The following is a 17,595-nucleotide window of genomic DNA, read 5'->3' as shown; positions in this document are numbered from 1 at the left end:
GGCCGTCGCGAAGATTCTGCTAGACGTATGGGACTAACATTAGTACGATAGGTCCAATTGGCAGGAAGGGCCTGCGGTTCGCTCCTCAGCCGCTGCCAGTTGCCGACAAGGAGGATGTTTTGCCGGATACCCTGGTGGAGCCGTACACGCGGCTCAGAGAGAAGATGGCGCAGCGCAACCGCAGCCTGCGCGAAAAGGTGGTGTCGCTCGAGGAAGCGGCAGGCTTCGTCCAAGATGGCATGAAAGTGGGTATTGGCGGGTCGACCATGTCCCGCACGCCGATGGCGCTGCTCTGGGAGCTGATCCGCCAGCATCGCAAGGACCTTTCGATTTCGCGCTGCATCGTCTCGACGGACGGCGACCTCGTGTTCGGATCCGGCATCGCGAACCACGTCGTCACCAGCTGGTTCGCCCAGGGGATTCTCTGGGGTCTGTCCAAGGTGATGCGGCATCACGTGGAAAATGGCGGCAAGCGCTATGAGGAATGGAGCCACATGGCTGTCGGCATGCGCTTTCGCGCCGGCGGCATGGGTGTTCCGTTCCTGCCGACCCGCGCCATGCTGGGGTCGGATATCGTTGGTCAGCGTCCCGAAGCCAAGCAGATCGATTGTCCGTTCACGGGCGAGAAGCTGCTGCTGGTCCCCGCGCTCAACCCCGACGTCGCGCTGATCCACGTCCAGCGCTGCGACCCCTACGGCAACGCCCAGATCGACGGCCTGCAATTCATGGACATCGATCTCGCGCTCGCTGCCAACAGCGTGATCCTCACGACCGAGCGGATCGTCTCGAACGACCAGATTCGGCGCGCGCCGGACCAGACGAAAATTCCCTTCTTCTGCGTCGATGCCGTGGTCGAGGTTCCCTACGGATCGGCGCCGCACGAGTGCTACGGCCTCTATGAGCCGATGATGCGGCACATGGAAGCCTATGTGGCGCAGGTCAACGCGGATCCCGTGAAGGGCATGCAGGAATATCTCGACCGCTATTTTTACAGCCCGAAGTCCTGGAACGAATATCTCTCGCTGATCGGCATGGATGAGGTGTTGGAGGCAACGCAGAAGGGCAGGAGCATCTATAATGACTGAGGCGCAGCGCTACACCGCAAGCGAAATTCTCGCGATCTTGAGCGCGCGCCAGCTGCAGGACGGGCAGGTGGTCTTCGCCGGCATCGGCGTGCCGCTGCTCGCTGCAACCTTGGCCCAGCGCACCCGCTGTCCGGCTCTGACCATTCTGTTCGAGGGCGGCGTTGTCGGCGCCTTCGTCGAGCCGGGCAAACTGCCGCCGTCGACCAACGACCAGCGCTGCACCAAGCGCGCCAACATGGTCCTCGGCAGCGCCGATGTCCTGCTGCTGCTCCAGCGCGGTTACGTCGATGTCGGCTTCATGGGCGGCGCCCAGATCGATCAGTTCGGCAATCTGAACTCGTCGTTCATCGGCGACCCGGCGAAGCCGAAGACGCGCCTGCCGGGCACCGGCGGCGGCAATGACATCTCCAGTCTGACCAACATGATCGTCGCGATGAAGCACGAGAAGCGGCGCTTCGTCGAACAGGTCGACTTCATCACCAGCCCCGGGTTCGTCCGCGGCGGCACCAGCCGGCGCGACTCCGGCCTGCCGAGCGGCGGCATGTGGCGCGTCATTACCGAGCTCGCGGTGTTCGGCTTCGACGACAGGACCCGGCGCATCAAGGTGCTGGCGCTCAATCCCGGCGTCAACCGCGAGGAAGTACAGGACAATACCGGCTTCAGGCTCGACTTCGACGAGAAGCTCCACGTCACGTCGCCGCCGACCGATCACGAACTCGAGACGCTGCGGATGCTCGATCCCGACCGTCTCTTCACCGCCTAAAGCTACACCAAGTCCGGAGATCTATTGATGACCACGCTCGCCAACACGTTTGGTATTGCCGCGCGCAATTTCACCGCTTATCCCGAAATGCCCAACGCCCGGGCGCTCGTCGAGTATGGCGTTCGGGTCGAGGAGCTCGGCTACGATTCGGTCTGGGTCTGGGACCACATGCTTCTCGGCGTCGATCCGAACTTCCCGATCATCGATTCGTTGACGACGCTGACGGGCATTGCCGCGCGCACGAAGCGGATCAAGATGGGCACCGGCATCCTGGTTCTGCCGCTCCGCAACGCGGTGGCGCTCGCCAAGCAGCTCTCGAGCATGGATCAGCTGTCCGAAGGCCGCCTGATCATGGGCATGGCGTCCGGATGGTACAAGCGCGAGTTCGATGCGCTCGGCATTCCCTTCGAGAAGCGCGGCAAGATCATGGATGAGAATCTTGAGATCATGCGCCGGCTGTGGACCGAAGAGTCGGTTACCGGCGAATACATGCGCCACAACATTTCCAAGGCGGTGATGTATCCCAAGCCGGCGCAGCCGCAAATTCCGCTGCTGATCGGCGGATACGCCGATCCCGTGCTGAAGCGCGCCGCTCTGAACGGGGATGGCTGGCTCACCTACTTCTATCGTGCCGCCGACTTCAAGAAGTCCTGGGACAAGATCATCAACTTCGCCAAGGAGGGCGGCAAGGATCCGTCGACTTTGAAGAACGCCTCGCAGCTGCCGATCATGATCGGAAAATCGCGGCAGGCGGTCGAAGCCGACATGATGGATTGGCTCAACAAGGAGTGGGATTTCCCGGCTCACAGCGATTGCAGCCGCGAGAGCGCCATCATGGGCTCGGTCGATGAGTGCGTCGCCCAGCTTCGCGAGCATATCGCGCTGGGTGTCCAGAAGATCATCTTCGTCCCGTACAAGTATCAGGCGGACCAGGTCGAGACCATCGCGCGTGAGATCATCCCGCGCCTGCACGCCAAGTAACGAAACCGGAAAACGCTCAACACAGGCGACAAGCAGATGACTGACCCCGTACGCAAGAAGATCCTCGACAAGGTCGACGCTTCGAAAGATCACGCGATCAAGTTCCTCCAGGATATGGTCGCGATCCCGAGCGTGACCGGCGACGAAGCCGCGATCCAGAAGCATATGCACGGCTACCTGACCGAGGTCGGTCTCGAGGTCGACATGTGGGAGACCAATTGGGACGAGCTGAAGAAGCATCCCGGCTATCGCCCGGTCGACCGCGGCTATGAGAATCGCCCCAATATCGTTGCCACCCTGAAGGGCACCGGCGGCGGCCGCTCGCTGCTTCTCAACGGTCATACCGACGTGATCCCCGTCGGCAACGGCGAGGGATGGAGCGACAATCCGTGGTCGGCTTCGATCAAGAACGGGCGCATCTATGGCCGCGGTTCGTGCGACATGAAGAGCGGCGTTGCCAGCCACGTACTCGCGGTCCAGTACTTGAAGGAGCTCGGGCTCACTCCGAAGGGCGATGTCATGATCAACATCGTCATTGACGAGGAAGTCAGCGGACACGGTACGCTCGACACCGTCATCCGGGGATACAAGGCGGATGCCGGTATTTCCGGCGAAACCAGCGACCTGTTCGTGCAGCCGGCCTGCATCGGGCGTATCTGGTTCCAGATCGACATCGAAGGCAAGCCCGCCGGTATCCAGCAGCGCTACCTTGGCATCAGCGCCATTGAGCTCGGCAACAAAATCGTGAAGGCCGTGCAGGAGCTGGAAGACGAGCGCGTTGCGAACGTCAAGCACGCGCTCTACCCGAGCGCCATCGACTCCTTGCCCTGCATCATCGGCAGCTTCCAGGCCGGCAACTATCCGAGCGCCTTCCCGGCGAGCGCCGTTCTGAAGGGATCGATCGGTACGGTGCCGAGCGAGGACCACGAGGGCGTCAAGCAGAGCCTCGTCAAGAAGATCGCCGAAGTTGCGGCTCAGGATCCCTGGATGAAGGACCATCCTCCCGTGGTGAAGTTCGCTGGCTATGACGCCGAGGCCTCGGAGATTCCGGTCCAGCATCCGATCGTGCAGACCGTCTGCGACGTCTATACGGAAGTGACCGGCAAGAAGCCGACGATCTCGGGGCGCCAGGGTGCCGCGGATACGCGGTTCTTGAACAAGTACGCGAATACGCCAACCGTGATCTTCGGACCCGGTTCGACGGCGGTCATGCACGCGAACGACGAGTATGTGTCGATCGATGATTATCTGACGGCCATCAAGGTCATGGCGCTCAGCATCTACGACTGGTGCAATTCCGCCCCAACCGAGTAATCGAGGGCCGGATCGATCGGGAAGGGGCCCATGGTTTGGGCCCCTCCTTTTTTGGCGGCGTCGGTGGTGCGAACTCGCTATTGTCGCACGCGGGAGGGTTATCGAGACTCGACGCTCAATCCTGGTGATGCTATCTTTATGATAATAGAATGAATTTGATGTTCGAGCCGTCGATCGCTCCGGACACGGACGACAAGAGGGGAGACGGAGTGGCAAAGCAAGGCGTTGGAGCTTCCGTTCCCCGAAAGGAAGATGATCGCTTTCTCCGCGGACGAGGCGAATATGTCGGCGATATTCGCTTGCCCGGCATGCGCGACGTTGCGTTCGTCCGTAGTCCGCTTGCACATGCGCGGATCAAGGACATTCGTATCCCGCCGCACCTCCGCAGCAGCGTGTTCATTGCGTCAGATATCGCGGCCGATACGCGTCCCATTCGCGCTGTGTCCGGACTGCCGGGCTTCAAGCCTTCCGATCAGCCGATCCTCGCGTTCGAGAAGGTCCGTCAGGTCGGCGAATTGATCGCGATGTGCGTCGCCGATACCCGCGCGGAAGCCGAGGACATTGCGGCTGCCGTCGAAGTTGATTTCGAGGAATTGCCGGCCGTGCATGACATGCTGCTGGCGCGGCGTCCGGACTCGGCCCTGGTGCACGAAGAGTGGGGCGACAATGTCTTCCTCGAGACGTTTGTCGACATCAACATGGAAGCGGCCTACGACGCTCCGATCAAGATCACGCGCGAGATATCGACCGCGCGACAGAGCATGGCGCCGATGGAAGGCCGCGGCACGGTTGCCGTCTGGCACAAGCGGATGGACCAGCTCGTGCTCTACACCGGCAATCAGCAACCGCACATCGTGCGCAACGGCCTGTCGGAATGCCTTAATATCGAACAGCTGAAGATCCGCATCGTCTCGCCCGATGTCGGCGGCGGCTTCGGCTACAAGGGTATCGTGCTGACGGAAGATGTTTGTCTTGGTTGGCTCGCCATGCGCTGCGGCTATCCCGTGCGCTGGATCGAGGATCGTCGCGAGCATTTGACGGCGGGCGCGAATTGCCGCGAGCATCATTATAACATCACTGTCTATGCCGATCGCGACGGAAAGTTGCGCGGCGTCGAGTGCGAGGCCTCGGTCGATTCCGGCGCCTACTCGTCCTATCCGTTCTCGGCATGCCTGGAGGCTGCGCAGATCGCCAGCATTTTGCCTGGACCTTACGATTTCCCGTCCTATCGCTGCCGCACCTGGTCGGTGTCCACCAACAAGTGCCCGATCCTGCCTTACCGCGGCGTTGCCCGAACCGGCGTGTGCTACGCGATCGAACTGATGATGGACGCGATCGCACACGAATGCGGTCTTGAGCCGTACGAGGTGAGGCTCAAGAACCTGGTGCGGCCGGAGCAGATGTCGTTCGACAACATCACCAAGAAGCATTTTGACAGCGGAAATTATCCGGAATCGCTGCGGCAGGCTCTGGCAAAGATCGATTTGGCGGGCCTCCGCGCGCGCCAGAAGAAGGGCGAGCCGGACGGCCGGTTGATCGGGGTCGGGCTATCAGTCTATTGCGAGCAGGGTGCGCACGGCACGTCGGTCTACGCAGGCTGGGGCATCCCGATGGTTCCGGGACACGAGCAGGCAACCGCCCGCATGACTCCCGACGGCGGCCTCGAGCTTCGCATCGGCGCGCATTCGCATGGTCAAAGCATGGAGACCACGCTCCCGCAGGTCGCGCACGAGATCCTTGGCATTGATATCGCGCGCATCAAGCTGGTTCACGGCGACACCGAGTACACGCCGTACTCGACAGGCAGCTGGGGATCGCGCTGCGCCGTGATGTCCGGCGGCGCCGTTGCGACGGCGTCGCGTGAACTCGCCAAGCTCATCAAGGGGATTGGCGCGCATCTGCTGCAGACCGATGTCGAGAACGTCAAGCTCGAGAACGGCGCGGTCGTTGGTCCATCCAACAGCGTGAAGATCGATGAAATCGCGCACACCTGGTATCGCCGGCCGCAGGATCTGCCGGCAACTGTCGATCCGAGAGGCCTGGAGGTCACCATCGGCTACAAGCCCGCGCGCGATTCCGGCACGTTCAGCTACGCGACCCATATCGCGGTGGTCGCCATCGATCCGGAATTGGGTGATATCGAGCTGATCGACTACGTGGTCGTCGAAGACGGCGGCCAACTGATCAACCCCATGGTTGTCGATGGGCAAATCTATGGCGGGCTGGCGCAAGGCATCGGCACCGCAATGTATGAAGAGATGAATTTTGACACGTCGGGGCAGCCGCTCGCGTCGACCTTTGCCGACTATCTGCTGCCGGGCCCGACCGAGGTGCCGGCGCCCAAGCTTGGCCACATGGAGACGTTGGCGCCGTATACGGAGTTCGGTGTCAAAGGCATCGGCGAGGGTGGTGCCATTGCGCCTCCCGGAGCGATCGGCAATGCGGTCAATGACGCGCTGAGGCCTCTTGGAGCCCAGGTCTTGCACACACCAATGACGCCACGGCGTGTCCTCGAAGCCATCCAGGCCGCAGCCGAGAGCCGCAAGGAGAAGGCGCCCGAACTGGCGGAAGGGCTGCCGGCGTGAAACCTGTCAATTTCGACTATGCGCGCCCCGATGCGGTCGACGCGGTGATCAGGCTCATCGCGGACGACAGCAGAACCGTCAAGATGATGGCCGGGAGCCAGTCGCTCGGGCCGATGTTGAACCTCAGGCTCGTGCAGCCCGATCTGATCGTCGACCTGACCGGGATCGAAGAGCTCCGTTGTTTCAGTGACGGGGTCGACGAAATCTCGATCGGGGCTTGCGTCACGCATGCCGATATCGAGGACCTCCGCGTCACCGACGTCACGCGTGGTGCGCTGCCGACGGTGGCCAACGGCATCGCATATCGCGCGGTGCGCAATCGCGGCACCATCGGTGGCAGCTTGACGCACGCCGATCCGTCCGCCGACTGGCACTCAATCCTCGCCGCGGTTGGGGCCAAAGTCGTGCTGCGCGGCCCGGCCGGGGAGCGGACCGTGGCCGTTGAGGACTACATGGTCGGCGCTCTCGAAGCCGATCTGCGCCCTGGCGAAGTTCTCGTTCGCGTCGTGGTGCCGCGACTGAGCAAATCGGCGCGCTGGGGCTATTACAAGAGTTGCCGCAAGACGGGCGAGTTTGCCCACGCAATCGGCGCCTTCATGACCGACCCCGATCGCGGCATCAGCCGTGCGGTGATCGGCGCGACGGAGAGCCGTCCGGTCGTCATTGCCAAGGCAAGCAATGTGATCGGCGACGGCCGCGCTCCGCGGCTGAACGACAGTTTCGACGGCGGGGCCGTCGACGAGATTCTGGAGAAGGCAGGGATGGTCGATCCCCTGGACAAGCAAACCCATGTCGCTGCGCTGCGCCGCGCGATCGAGCAGGCACGGTCGCAATGAGCACCTGCAACCTCAACGTCAACGGGAGCGCCGTCAGCGCGGAGATCCAGCCGCGAACGCATCTTGCGGACTTTCTCCGCGAGAAGCTCAATCTGACCGGCACCCATCTGGGCTGCGAGCACGGCGTCTGCGGTGCATGCACACTGCTAGTCGATGGTGTGCCCACGCGCTCCTGCATCACCTTCGCGTTGGCCTGCCAGCAGGCCGACGTCACGACGATCGAGGGGCTCGACGACGACGAGATCACGCGCGAGCTGCGCGCGGCGTTCACACGAGAGCACGGCCTGCAATGCGGCTATTGCACGCCGGGGATGGTTGTGTCGGCGCGCGATGTCGTGCTGCGCATGCAGGACCCCAGCGAGCGCGATATTCGCGTGGCGATGAGCGGAAACCTTTGTCGCTGCACCGGCTATGTCGGCATCGTCCGCGCCATCCAGGGTGTGATCGCAGACCGCAGGGGGCGAGGGATCGCGGCGATTCCAAACGGAAACCGGACGCGTCTTGGGCCTTCGGGCTCAGGCAATGCGATCGCGGTGACCGCGGCCTCCGTTCGGCCCAAAGCAAACGCCACACCAGCTGTGAAAAGGGCGGAAGCTCCGGCAGCGGCGGCGGCCTCGCTCAGGGATACGGGCTGGAAGCCGCAAACGACGTTCACGCAGAGCTTCACCGTCGGGCATCCAGTCGATGACGTCTGGAATTTCTTCTCCGACATCGGCGCGGTCGCGGCCTGCCTGCCGGGCGCATCGTTGGCCGGAGAGCCGGTCGACGGTCACGTCGACGGCCAGATCAAGATCAAGGTCGGGCCGATCTCTGCCGAATTTCAAGGCATCGCCGATGTGACGCGCGATGATGCGAGCCGCACGGGCACGATCGTCGGCGCAGGCAAGGACAAGCGCAGCAACTCGTCAACCCGCGGCCTGATCGGCTATGCCGTCAAGCCGGCTGACGTGGAGAACCAAACCAGGGTCGATCTCAGCATTGGCTTCACCTTGACCGGGGCCTTGGCGCAGTTCAGCCGCTCCGGTCTGATCCAGGATGTGGCCGGACGAATCATCGCTGTCTTTGTCCAGAACCTCGAGACGCGGCTCTCCCATCGATCGGGTGGAGGCGAGGGTGAGCCGGCCATGGTTAGGGAATTCGACGCCGGCGCGCTCATGCGATCGATGGCGTTGGATTATGTGAGACGAGCGCTTCGATGGCTCTTGCGACGATCCTAGTTGTTCGGCGATAAAAACTCGCCTTTGGCGATGAAATGGACTATCTTACTATCATGAATAAGGTAGTCCCAAATTACGAGCGCAGCCGGGTCCCCCTCTACGTGCAGGTTGCATCGGTCATGCGCCAACGGGTCGAGTCCGGGCGATGGCAAGAGGGCGACAAGATCTCGACCATCGAGGAACTCGAAGCCGAATTCGGCGTCGCGCGCGTTACGATCCGGCAGGCGATCGAGATGTTGCGGAACGAGGGTCTCCTCGACGCGCAGCAGGGACGCGGGACGTTCGTGTCCGGAAGACCCAAGAATCGTCACTGGCTGAACCTGGCCAATGATTTCGAGTCGATGGTCGATTCCGTCAGGAACAACGTCCTCAAGCGCGTCTATGTCGAGGAAAATGCGGATCCGCCCCGGCTCGCCGCGCATGAAGGGCGGCCCGCCGCCAGCTACGCGTTTCTCAGAAGCGTGCAATACAACGAGGACGAGCCGTTTTCGGTCGTCAACCTCCATCTGGCGCGCAACCTCTACCTCAAGGACCGCAAGCGCTTCACCCACACGGCCGCGCTGACGAAGATCATGGAGATGGACGACATAACGCTCGCCCATGCTCATCAGGTCGTGACGATCGGCGTGGCCGATCCCGAGACGGCCGAACTGCTCAAGATCGGCCTCGGCGAACCAACGGCCGATTGTCGCCTGGTGCTGGTCGACAGCAACGACATTGCCGTCTATGTCGCCAACATCCACTATCATCGCAGTTGCTTCGCGCTCCGTTCCGATCTTCTCGAAAAATCGAAGAAGCGAACGAAGGCCTGACGAAGGAGCGGACGCAAGGCCCGCTCCAAGGCCGCGCTCGAGCGTTTTCGAGCGAAGTGGCCACCGGTTCGCGTGAAGAAAACGCGTCGAAACAAGAATCTAGAGCTTCGGTTCTGATGCAATCAGAACCGAAAATGCTCTAAGCGAGGATGCTGGCCGGCGAAGCGCCCACGATCTCCGTGTAGCGCTGTTGGTCGGTCGCACCTTCGGTGTTGATCAGCAGCACGCGCGACGCCTGGTTCAAGCCCAGCGATTCACGCGCGGCGCTGCTCTTGGCAGCGCGCCAAAGGCCAGCCAATCCTGCAGCGCCACTTTCGCCGGCCACAATGGCCGGATCATCGCCCGTCGGATGCGCGAGGCGGCGCATAGCTGCCGCGGCACCTTCTTCGCCGACCATCATGAACGCGTCCGCCTTCCGCGACAGAATGCGCCAGGCAACCAGAGAAGGCTCGTAGCATTCCAGCATGGCCATGATCGTCGGCTCGCCATGGGCGATCTTGATCGGCGCGCCCGCGATGGCGCTTTGATAGAGGCACGCAGCCCGTTCGGGTTCGACGACCACGAATGTCGGCCGGCTCTTGCCAAAGACGACATCAAAGTAACCCGCGACTGCGGCCGCGAGGCCGCCGACGCCGGCCTGGAGGAAGACATGGGTGGGGGTCTCCGGCTGCTGCCGGAGGATCTCGTTCAGCATCGCCGTATAGCCCTGCATGACCAGCCCGGGGATGCGCTCATAGCCGGGCCAGGACGTATCAGAGACGACGATCCAATGATTGTCCTGGCAGACCTTGTCGGCGACCGCGACGGAGTCGTCGTAGGTGCCGGGCACCCGCACGATTTCCGCGCCGAAGCGGGCAATCGCCTGCACGCGCTCATCCGTGACTCCGGAATGCACGAAGATGACCGCCTTGGCTCCGACCATCTGTGCGCCGGCCGCGACCGATCGCCCATGATTTCCATCGGTGGCGCAGCCGACCGTCAGGCTGCGCGCGATCTCGCGTATCGCCGGCGTCCCGATCTCGCTGATATCCACCGCGCGGCCCAGCTTGCTGCTGGCATGCTCCAGCAGTAGCCTGACGACGGCGTAGGATCCGCCCAGAGCCTTGAAGCTGCCGAGGCCGAGCCGATGCGATTCGTCCTTGATATGGATGGACTTGACCTCGAATTCGCGGGCGAGCGCCGGCAGCGATCGCAGCGGCGTTTCCGCGTGATTCGGTCGGAAGGCGAGAAAGCGCTCGACTTCGCTCGCTTCTTCACGCGCCAGCGTGGCGGCATCCGTCGGGTCAAGCGGTTGGTCGTGAGATGAACTTGTATTCGACAGGAACATTCGAGCCGGCCTTCGCGATGAGTTGTTTGGTGGGAGCTGCCGCCGCTGATCGGACGTGTCGCCATCGGGGCAGCGTAGCTTGCCAGGATTGGGGATACATACTATCATTGGGATGATGGTTCAATACGGATCGCGAGACCGGCTGCCTGGGGTTTCGTCGTTCCAAAACGGTCTTCGGGAAAACGGGAAAAATTGTTTGCAAGAGGGATTGTCTTACTAATGATAGGACATTATAGCTCAAGCAGACGAGGTGACGGATGACCATATCGATCAACTTGAACGCCGACATGGCCGAAGGGTTCGGCGCCTACGACGTCGGTGACGATGCCGGAATCCTCAAGATCATCGGATCGGCCAATATCGCCTGCGGCTTTCACGCCGGTGACCCGCGGGTGATGCGCAACGTCGTGCGCGAAGCCAAGCGCCTCGGCGTCACGATCGGTGCCCATCCCGGTTTCAACGATCTCTGGGGCTTCGGGCGCCGGCGCATCGATATGCGCCCCGATGACCTCGAATACATGGTCGCCTATCAAATTGGCGCGCTGCAGGCGATGGCGGCCTATGAAGGCGAGCGGGTCACCCACCTCAAGCCGCACGGCGCGCTCAACAACATGGCCGCCGAAGACGCTGAATACGCGCTGGCCATCGGCCGCGCCATCAAGGCCGTCGATCCGCGCATCATCTATGTGGCGCTCGCGGGGTCCGAGATGGAGAAGGCCGGCCGCAAGCTCGGACTTCCCGTCGCAATCGAAGGCTTCTGCGATCGCCAGTATGACGACGACGGCAATCTGACATCGCGCAAGATCGCGGGCTCGGTCATCAAGGATGCGGCGGTCGCCACCCGGCAGGTGCTCGATATGGTGTTGAACAACACCATCACCTCCCGCAACGGCAAGAAGATCACATGCAAGGTCCACTCGCTGTGCGTCCATGGCGACGAGCCAACCGGCGTCGCCACGGCCCGTGCGGTGCGGGAAGGCCTCGAGAAGGCCGGCGTCAAGCTCGTGCCGCTCACCGAAATGCCCCTCGACTAATCCCGGAAAGGCCACCGAGACATGAACACGAAACCGACGATTGCCATCCTTGGAGGAACCGGCGACTTGGGATCCGGCCTTGCGAAATGCTGGCTTGCGGCCGGTTACAAAGTCATTCTCGGTTCACGCTCCGCGGAGAAGGCCAAGAGCGCGGCCCAGACCATGACCGGCGACGTCGCGGGTGACGGCAATTCCGCCGCTGCCCGGGCTGCCGACATCGTGGTCGTTGCCGTGCCGTTCGCGAGCCATGATGCGACGCTGAACGAAGTCAAGGACGTGGTTCAGGGCAAGATCGTCGTGGATGCCGCGGTCCCGCTGGTGCCGCCGAAAGTATCCGTCGTGCAGCTTCCGTCCGCCGGCTCGGCCGCGCAGATCGCGCAGCAGTTGCTGGGGCCGGGCGTGCGGGTCGTCTCCGCCTTCCACAATGTGGGCGCGACCAAGCTGCACCAGGGCAGCCGGGCGGATTGCGACGTTCTGGTCTTTGGCGACGACAAGGCGGCGCGTGACGTCGTCATCGGTCTCGCGAATGAAGTTGCATCCGCCGGTATCGACGGCGGCGTGCTGGCAAACTCGGCGGCGGCCGAGGCGCTCACATCCGTGCTGATCGGGATCAATCGGCGCTACAAGGTGCCCGGCGCGGGCATCCGCATCACCGGCCTGCCCGCAAGCCCGGGTACCTGATCCATGCCTGTGGGGACGCGAGTCGAATACATCGCCCTGCAGGACATTCGGCGCGTCGAGCCGGGCGAGGATATTGCCGCGCTCATCAGGCAAGGTCTGGCCGGGATGTCCCTCGAGCTGGAGCGGGGCGACATCCTCGTCATTGTGCAGAAAATCGTCTCGAAATCGGAAGGGCGGTACGTTCGGCTGAGCGACGTCGAGCCGTCCTCCGAGGCGCTTGAACTCGCGGCGACGGTCGGCAAGGACCCGCGCTTCCTTGAGGTCGTGCTGCGCGAATCCGCGGAGGTAGTCAAGACGCGGCCGAACGTCGTCATCGCCGCGCACCGGCTCGGCTTCGTCATGGCCAACGCCGGCATCGATCAATCGAACATCGAGCACCGTGAAGGCGAAGAGCGCGTCCTGCTGCTGCCCAAAGATCCCGACGGATCAGCGCAGAAGCTGAAGATCGCGCTGGACGCAGCCGGCGACCTCAATCTTGGGATCATCATCAACGACAGTTTTGGCCGTCCCTGGCGCAATGGTGTCGTCGGCGTGGCGATCGGCGCTGCCGGCATTCCTTCGCTGTTGAGCCAAATCGGCGTCCACGACATGTTCGGCCGGGCGATGCGCGTCACTGAAATCGCCATCGCCGATGAGATCGCCGGCGCCGCTTCGCTCCTGATGGGGCAGGCAGGCGAGGGGATGCCGATCATCCTCGTCCGTGGCCTCACGCTTGATGGACCGGTCTCACCCGCGGCCGCGCTCGCGCGACCCAAGAGTCAGGACATGTTCCGATGAGTGGCGCGGACCTCAACGTTGTTGCGCTTTGTGGCGGGGTCGGGGGCGCCAAGCTTGCCTATGGCCTCAACCGCCTGCTGGGCGCCAAGCTCGCTGTCATCGTCAACACAGGCGACGACTTCGAGCATCTCGGCCTCACGATCTCGCCGGACATCGACACGGTCGTTTATACGCTGGGCGAGCTTGCCGACGAAGAGCGTGGCTGGGGGCGAGCCGGCGAAAGCTGGAACTTCATGGAGGCGCTCGGCGGCCTGAACGGCGAGACATGGTTTCGCTTGGGCGACCGCGATCTTGCCATGCACGTCCTGCGCTCGCGCGCGCTGAGCGCCGGCGTGACCTTGACCGATTTCACGGGCAGGATCGCATCGCATCTCGGCATTGAGGCGAGCATCCTGCCGATGACCGACGATCCGTTTGCGACGATCGTCGTGACGGCCGATCAGAAGCTCGCGTTTCAACGCTATTTCGTCGAGCTGCAGGCGCGGCCCGAGGTCAAGAAGATCGAATTCCAGAGCCCCAGCGGTGGAACGGCGACCAGCGCCGCATTGCGGGCCATCGGCGCCGCCGATGCCATCGTTGTCTGTCCGTCGAACCCGTATCTCAGCATCGATCCGATCCTGGCTGTACCCGGTATCCGGGCAGCCTTGGACGCGGCGAAGGCCCCCATCGTCGCCATCTCGCCGCTGGTCGGCGGCCGCGCCATCAAGGGACCGACCGCAAAGATCATGAACGAACTCGGCGTCACGACAAACTGCGCCTCGATTGTCAGGCACTACGGCTTCCTCGATGGTCTGGTGATGGATCGCGAGGACCAGGCGGACGCCGATGCGATCGGCATTCCCGTGCATGTGACGAACACGATCATGCGCTCGAAGGATGAGCGTGTTCAGTTGGCACGCGAGTGTCTCCGATTTCTCGATCGACTAAACAGCTGAGCGGAGCAATGGACGATTCCGAAACCTGGGCCCTGGTGCCTGTCAAACGGTTCAGTCAAGCAAAGAGCAGGCTGGGCGACATCCTGGTGGCGACCGAGCGCACAAAACTGGCGCAAGCCATGCTGTGCGATGTTCTCGGAAACCTGCGGGATACGCGCTCGCTGGCCGGCAGCGCCGTGGTGAGCGCCGATCCGGAAGCGTTTGCGATCGCCAAGCGCTTTGGCGCGGCCATGATCTTCGACGAGGTCGAGACGGGCGTTAATGCCGCGGTACAGCGTGGCCTCGATGCGTTCCAACTGTACGGCCGGCGGGTTCTTGTCGTGCCCGCCGATATTCCGTTCGCCCGGCCGGAGGACTTCGAGCACGTCGTCCGGTTGCTGGACCACACGCCGATCGTGCTCGTGCCCGCACTTTACGACGGTGGCACAAATGCTCTCGCGATGCGGTCGCCCGACATGCTGGAGCCGCGATTTGGCGATGAGAGTTTCCGCGCGCACCGCGCCCTGGCGCGACAGCGGCAATTGAGCTGCAGCGTGTTCAAGTCGCATGGCATCGGCAAGGACATCGACTGCCCGATCGATTTTGGTCCGTATCTGATCTCGTCGCAAAACCTCGGAACGACCGGTTCGTTTCTTGATGAGCTCAAGATTGCCGACCGCTTCGGCGACGACCATCCCGTTCCCGTGAGGCTGTTCTGATGACGTCCGTCTTGAATCTCTCGTTCGACCGTCGCCTGTCCCGAAGCGAAGCCTATGAGCTCATCGATCTTGCTGACATCGACCAACTCCTGACGGCAGCCGCCAGGCGAAGGAATGCCGCGCACGGCGATGTCATCACCTATTCGCCCAAGGTGTTCATCCCGCTTACCCAGCTTTGCCGCGATGTCTGTCACTACTGCACGTTCGCTCACGCGCCGCGTTCGAACGTCAAGCCGTATCTCTCGGTCGAGGAAGCGGTCGCCATCGCCAGGGCCGGCAAGGAGGCCGGCTGTCATGAGGCGCTGTTTACGCTCGGCGACAAGCCCGAGCTTCGCTACCGCGTCGCGCGTGAGGAGCTGACAAGGCTCGGCCACGAATCCTCGCTGTCGTATCTGGCCGAAGTCGCCAGGGCTGTGTTCGAGCAAACTGGCCTGCTCCCTCACGTCAATCCGGGTATCATGAGCGAACTCGACCTTGCCATGCTGCGCAAGGTATCGGTCTCGCAGGGGATCATGCTGGAGTCCGCGTCCGACCGGCTTTGCGCGAAGGGCGGCCCCCACTTCGGATCGCCGGACAAGGTGCCTGCCGTCAGACTTCGGACGATCAAGACTGCCGGTGAGCAGGCTGTTCCGTTCACATCCGGAATCCTGATCGGCATCGGGGAGACCAGGGCCGAACGGATCGATGCATTGCTCGCCCTGCGTGACCTGAACGATGCGCATGACCATCTGCAGGAGATCATTGTCCAGAACTTCCGGCCGAAGGTTGGGACGCGCATGGCCGATGCGCCGGCGCCCTCCGTAGACGATCATCTCTGGACCATTGCTGTCGCCCGCCTGATATTCGAGCCGGAGATGAACATTCAGGCGCCGCCGAACTTGAGCCCGGCGGCCCTGGGGCGCGTGGTTGCGGCAGGGATCAACGATTGGGGCGGCGTCTCGCCGGTCACGCCGGACCACGTCAATCCCGAAGCACCATGGCCGCATCTGCGGCTCCTGGAGGCTGCAACGCGGTCAACCGGCAAGCGGCTCGAGAAGCGGCTGCCGATCTATCCGAGCTTCGCGCGCTATCCCTCGCGCTGGCTCGACAACAAGCTGCTGAAGTCGGTCCTCGATCGCATCGATGGGGACGGATTTCCGCGCACCGACGACTGGCATCCCGGCCACGTCAGCGGGCTTCCATCGCGCGAGCTCGGATGGCTGAAGTCCGCTCCGCGCACCGCACACGGCAGCGAGGTCACGTCCGTCATTGCCAGAGCCCAGCGCGGCGATGAGCTTTCGGAGGGCGAGATCGTCAGGCTGTTCCGCGCTCACGAGAGCGACTTTACCAGCATTTGCCGGGCGGCCGACGAATTGCGGTACAGCGTCAACGGCGACGTGGTGTCCTACGTCGTATGCCGCAACATCAACTACACCAACATCTGCTCCTTCAAATGCCAGTTCTGCGCTTTCTCGAAGGGGAAGATGAGCGAGAATCTGCGCGGGCGACCCTACGACCTCGAGATGTCCGAAGTCGCGCAGCGGGTCACCGAGGCCTGGGACCGCGGCGCCTCCGAGGTGTGCATGCAGGGCGGCATCCACCCGTCCTATACGGGGCAGAAATATCTGGATGTTTGTCGGGCCGTGAAGGGCGCCGTCCCGGCCATGCATCTCCATGCGTTCTCGCCGCTCGAGATCCATCAAGGGGCGCACACGCTTGGCATTTCTGTTGCCGAATTCTTGCAGGAACTGAAAGCGGCAGGCCTGGGCACCCTGCCAGGAACGGCCGCCGAAATCCTCGACGACGAGGTGCGCGAGACGCTCTGCGCGGACAAGATCAGGACCCAGCAGTGGCTCGACGTCATGCGCACGGCGCATTCGATCGGGCTCCGATCGACGGCCACCATCATGTTCGGCCATATCGAGCGTTACGACCATTGGTCGCGGCACCTGCTCCGGCTGCGGCGCTTGCAGGCGGAGACCGGCGGATTTACCGAGCTCGTGCCGTTGCCGTTCGTTCACATGGAAGCGCCGGTCTATCTCAAGGGCCGGGCGCGACCGGGGCCGACATTCCGCGAGGCGGTCCTGATGCACGCGGTGTCGCGCCTCGTCCTCAACCCGCACATCACCAATATCCAGGCATCCTGGGTCAAGATGGGACCGGAGGGTCTGCGGCACTGCCTTTCGGCTGGTGTCAACGACCTCGGCGGCACGCTGATGGATGAGAGCATCTCGCGGTCGGCCGGCGCCTCGCACGGCCAGGAAATGACGCCGCAGGCGCTCGAATCGATCATCATTTCGGCAGGCCGTGTGCCGCGTCAGCGCACGACGACGTATGGCGTCGCGGATGAGGTTCGGCGGCAGCGTTCATTTGACGCGGTCCGCGAGCGGCAGACCAGCACGGGCATGCGATCCGCGGGGTGCTAAAGGACCCGGGCGAGGCCGTGAGATTCAACAGGGATGATTGGAAATGGCGTTTGTAATCGAGCCGAATGTCGTCGACAGGAAAGGCTGGCGGCAAGCCGCGGCGCAAGCGCGCAAACTTAACCTGAGGCTGCCGACCTTCTCGCAG

15 protein-coding genes are annotated in these 17,595 nt (G+C 62.9%); 14 read left to right on the top strand and 1 reads right to left on the bottom strand.

What is annotated here, in order from left to right:
- Positions 1 to 164 precede the first annotated feature (164 nt).
- The 8 genes from H8B02_RS10345 (at position 165) to H8B02_RS10310 (ending at position 9,593) form a co-directional block, all read left to right on the top strand.
- Positions 165 to 1,085 (top strand): CoA transferase subunit A, encoded by a 921-nt coding sequence (locus tag H8B02_RS10345; protein ID WP_229166175.1) that lies wholly within the window; start codon positions 165 to 167, stop codon positions 1,083 to 1,085.
- Positions 1,078 to 1,848 carry a CoA-transferase subunit beta gene (locus H8B02_RS10340; protein ID WP_229166149.1) on the top strand — a complete coding sequence of 257 codons (771 nt, stop codon included), beginning with the start codon at positions 1,078 to 1,080 and terminating at the stop codon, positions 1,846 to 1,848. Before H8B02_RS10345 ends, H8B02_RS10340 begins: the two co-directional genes overlap by 8 nt.
- Before the next feature lie 27 nt (positions 1,849 to 1,875).
- A complete protein-coding gene (locus H8B02_RS10335) occupies positions 1,876 to 2,829 on the top strand; it encodes an LLM class flavin-dependent oxidoreductase (protein WP_229166148.1) in 954 nt (317 codons plus the stop codon).
- A gap of 36 nt (positions 2,830 to 2,865) precedes the next feature.
- Positions 2,866 to 4,143: an ArgE/DapE family deacylase gene (locus H8B02_RS10330; RefSeq protein ID WP_229166147.1), complete on the top strand. Its 1,278-nt coding sequence runs from the start codon at positions 2,866 to 2,868 to the stop codon at positions 4,141 to 4,143.
- A 158-nt stretch (positions 4,144 to 4,301) separates the two neighbouring features.
- On the top strand, positions 4,302 to 6,728 hold the full coding sequence (locus H8B02_RS10325; protein WP_229166174.1) for a xanthine dehydrogenase family protein molybdopterin-binding subunit: 2,427 nt from the start codon (positions 4,302 to 4,304) through the stop codon (positions 6,726 to 6,728).
- Positions 6,725 to 7,564, top strand: a complete 840-nt coding sequence (locus H8B02_RS10320; RefSeq protein ID WP_229166146.1) for an FAD binding domain-containing protein — start codon at positions 6,725 to 6,727, stop codon at positions 7,562 to 7,564. The genes H8B02_RS10325 and H8B02_RS10320 overlap by 4 nt, the downstream gene beginning before the upstream one ends.
- Complete coding sequence (locus H8B02_RS10315) at positions 7,561 to 8,781, top strand: xanthine dehydrogenase family Fe-S subunit (protein WP_229166145.1); 1,221 nt, start codon at positions 7,561 to 7,563, stop codon at positions 8,779 to 8,781. Before H8B02_RS10320 ends, H8B02_RS10315 begins: the two co-directional genes overlap by 4 nt.
- Before the next feature lie 53 nt (positions 8,782 to 8,834).
- Positions 8,835 to 9,593: a GntR family transcriptional regulator gene (locus H8B02_RS10310; protein WP_229166144.1), complete on the top strand. Its 759-nt coding sequence runs from the start codon at positions 8,835 to 8,837 to the stop codon at positions 9,591 to 9,593.
- Positions 9,594 to 9,732: 139 nt separating this feature from the next.
- Here the strand turns inward: H8B02_RS10310 and H8B02_RS10305 are convergent, their stop codons facing one another.
- Positions 9,733 to 10,920 (bottom strand): diaminopropionate ammonia-lyase, encoded by a 1,188-nt coding sequence (locus H8B02_RS10305; protein WP_229166143.1) that lies wholly within the window; start codon positions 10,918 to 10,920, stop codon positions 9,733 to 9,735.
- 257 nt (positions 10,921 to 11,177) lie between these two features.
- Here H8B02_RS10305 and H8B02_RS10300 point away from each other — a divergent pair, with 257 nt between their 5' ends.
- From H8B02_RS10300 to cofH, 6 genes are read left to right on the top strand one after another with little or no spacing between them, the layout of a single operon-like run.
- Positions 11,178 to 11,954, top strand: a complete 777-nt coding sequence (locus tag H8B02_RS10300; protein ID WP_212316331.1) for a LamB/YcsF family protein — start codon at positions 11,178 to 11,180, stop codon at positions 11,952 to 11,954.
- Positions 11,955 to 11,975: 21 nt separating this feature from the next.
- The gene (gene npdG, locus H8B02_RS10295) at positions 11,976 to 12,635 is read left to right on the top strand and encodes an NADPH-dependent F420 reductase (RefSeq protein ID WP_229166142.1); all 660 of its coding nucleotides are present in this window, start codon (positions 11,976 to 11,978) and stop codon (positions 12,633 to 12,635) included.
- Positions 12,636 to 12,638: 3 nt separating this feature from the next.
- Positions 12,639 to 13,412, top strand: coding sequence for a coenzyme F420-0:L-glutamate ligase (gene cofE, locus H8B02_RS10290; RefSeq protein WP_229166141.1), 774 nt, complete (start codon positions 12,639 to 12,641; stop codon positions 13,410 to 13,412).
- Positions 13,409 to 14,347 carry a 2-phospho-L-lactate transferase gene (cofD, locus tag H8B02_RS10285; protein ID WP_229166140.1) on the top strand — a complete coding sequence of 313 codons (939 nt, stop codon included), beginning with the start codon at positions 13,409 to 13,411 and terminating at the stop codon, positions 14,345 to 14,347. The genes cofE and cofD overlap by 4 nt, the downstream gene beginning before the upstream one ends.
- 8 nt (positions 14,348 to 14,355) lie before the next feature.
- Entirely contained in the window at positions 14,356 to 15,045 is a 690-nt protein-coding gene (gene cofC / locus H8B02_RS10280) for a 2-phospho-L-lactate guanylyltransferase (protein ID WP_233287574.1), read from the top strand.
- Complete coding sequence (cofH, locus tag H8B02_RS10275) at positions 15,045 to 17,450, top strand: 5-amino-6-(D-ribitylamino)uracil--L-tyrosine 4-hydroxyphenyl transferase CofH (protein WP_229166138.1); 2,406 nt, start codon at positions 15,045 to 15,047, stop codon at positions 17,448 to 17,450. Before cofC ends, cofH begins: the two co-directional genes overlap by 1 nt.
- The last annotated feature ends 145 nt before the right edge of the window (positions 17,451 to 17,595 follow it).

The organism is Bradyrhizobium altum (assembly GCF_020889705.1).
In the GTDB taxonomy this organism is placed as follows: domain Bacteria; phylum Pseudomonadota; class Alphaproteobacteria; order Rhizobiales; family Xanthobacteraceae; genus Bradyrhizobium; species Bradyrhizobium altum.
Note: the sequence above shows the minus strand (reverse complement) of the source record. Positions and strands in the feature narration are given on the sequence as shown.

Coding starts and splice junctions, on each gene's coding strand:
- H8B02_RS10345 (WP_229166175.1), top strand. CDS start 165: ATGGCGCAGCGCAACCGCAGCCTGCGCGAAAAGGTGGTGTCGCTCGAG.
- H8B02_RS10340 (WP_229166149.1), top strand. CDS start 1,078: ATGACTGAGGCGCAGCGCTACACCGCAAGCGAAATTCTCGCGATCTTG.
- H8B02_RS10335 (WP_229166148.1), top strand. CDS start 1,876: ATGACCACGCTCGCCAACACGTTTGGTATTGCCGCGCGCAATTTCACC.
- H8B02_RS10330 (WP_229166147.1), top strand. CDS start 2,866: ATGACTGACCCCGTACGCAAGAAGATCCTCGACAAGGTCGACGCTTCG.
- H8B02_RS10325 (WP_229166174.1), top strand. CDS start 4,302: ATGTTCGAGCCGTCGATCGCTCCGGACACGGACGACAAGAGGGGAGAC.
- H8B02_RS10315 (WP_229166145.1), top strand. CDS start 7,561: ATGAGCACCTGCAACCTCAACGTCAACGGGAGCGCCGTCAGCGCGGAG.
- H8B02_RS10310 (WP_229166144.1), top strand. CDS start 8,835: ATGAATAAGGTAGTCCCAAATTACGAGCGCAGCCGGGTCCCCCTCTAC.
- H8B02_RS10305 (WP_229166143.1), bottom strand. CDS start 10,920: ATGTTCCTGTCGAATACAAGTTCATCTCACGACCAACCGCTTGACCCG.
- H8B02_RS10300 (WP_212316331.1), top strand. CDS start 11,178: ATGACCATATCGATCAACTTGAACGCCGACATGGCCGAAGGGTTCGGC.
- npdG (WP_229166142.1), top strand. CDS start 11,976: ATGAACACGAAACCGACGATTGCCATCCTTGGAGGAACCGGCGACTTG.
- cofE (WP_229166141.1), top strand. CDS start 12,639: ATGCCTGTGGGGACGCGAGTCGAATACATCGCCCTGCAGGACATTCGG.
- cofD (WP_229166140.1), top strand. CDS start 13,409: ATGAGTGGCGCGGACCTCAACGTTGTTGCGCTTTGTGGCGGGGTCGGG.
- cofC (WP_233287574.1), top strand. CDS start 14,356: ATGGACGATTCCGAAACCTGGGCCCTGGTGCCTGTCAAACGGTTCAGT.
- cofH (WP_229166138.1), top strand. CDS start 15,045: ATGACGTCCGTCTTGAATCTCTCGTTCGACCGTCGCCTGTCCCGAAGC.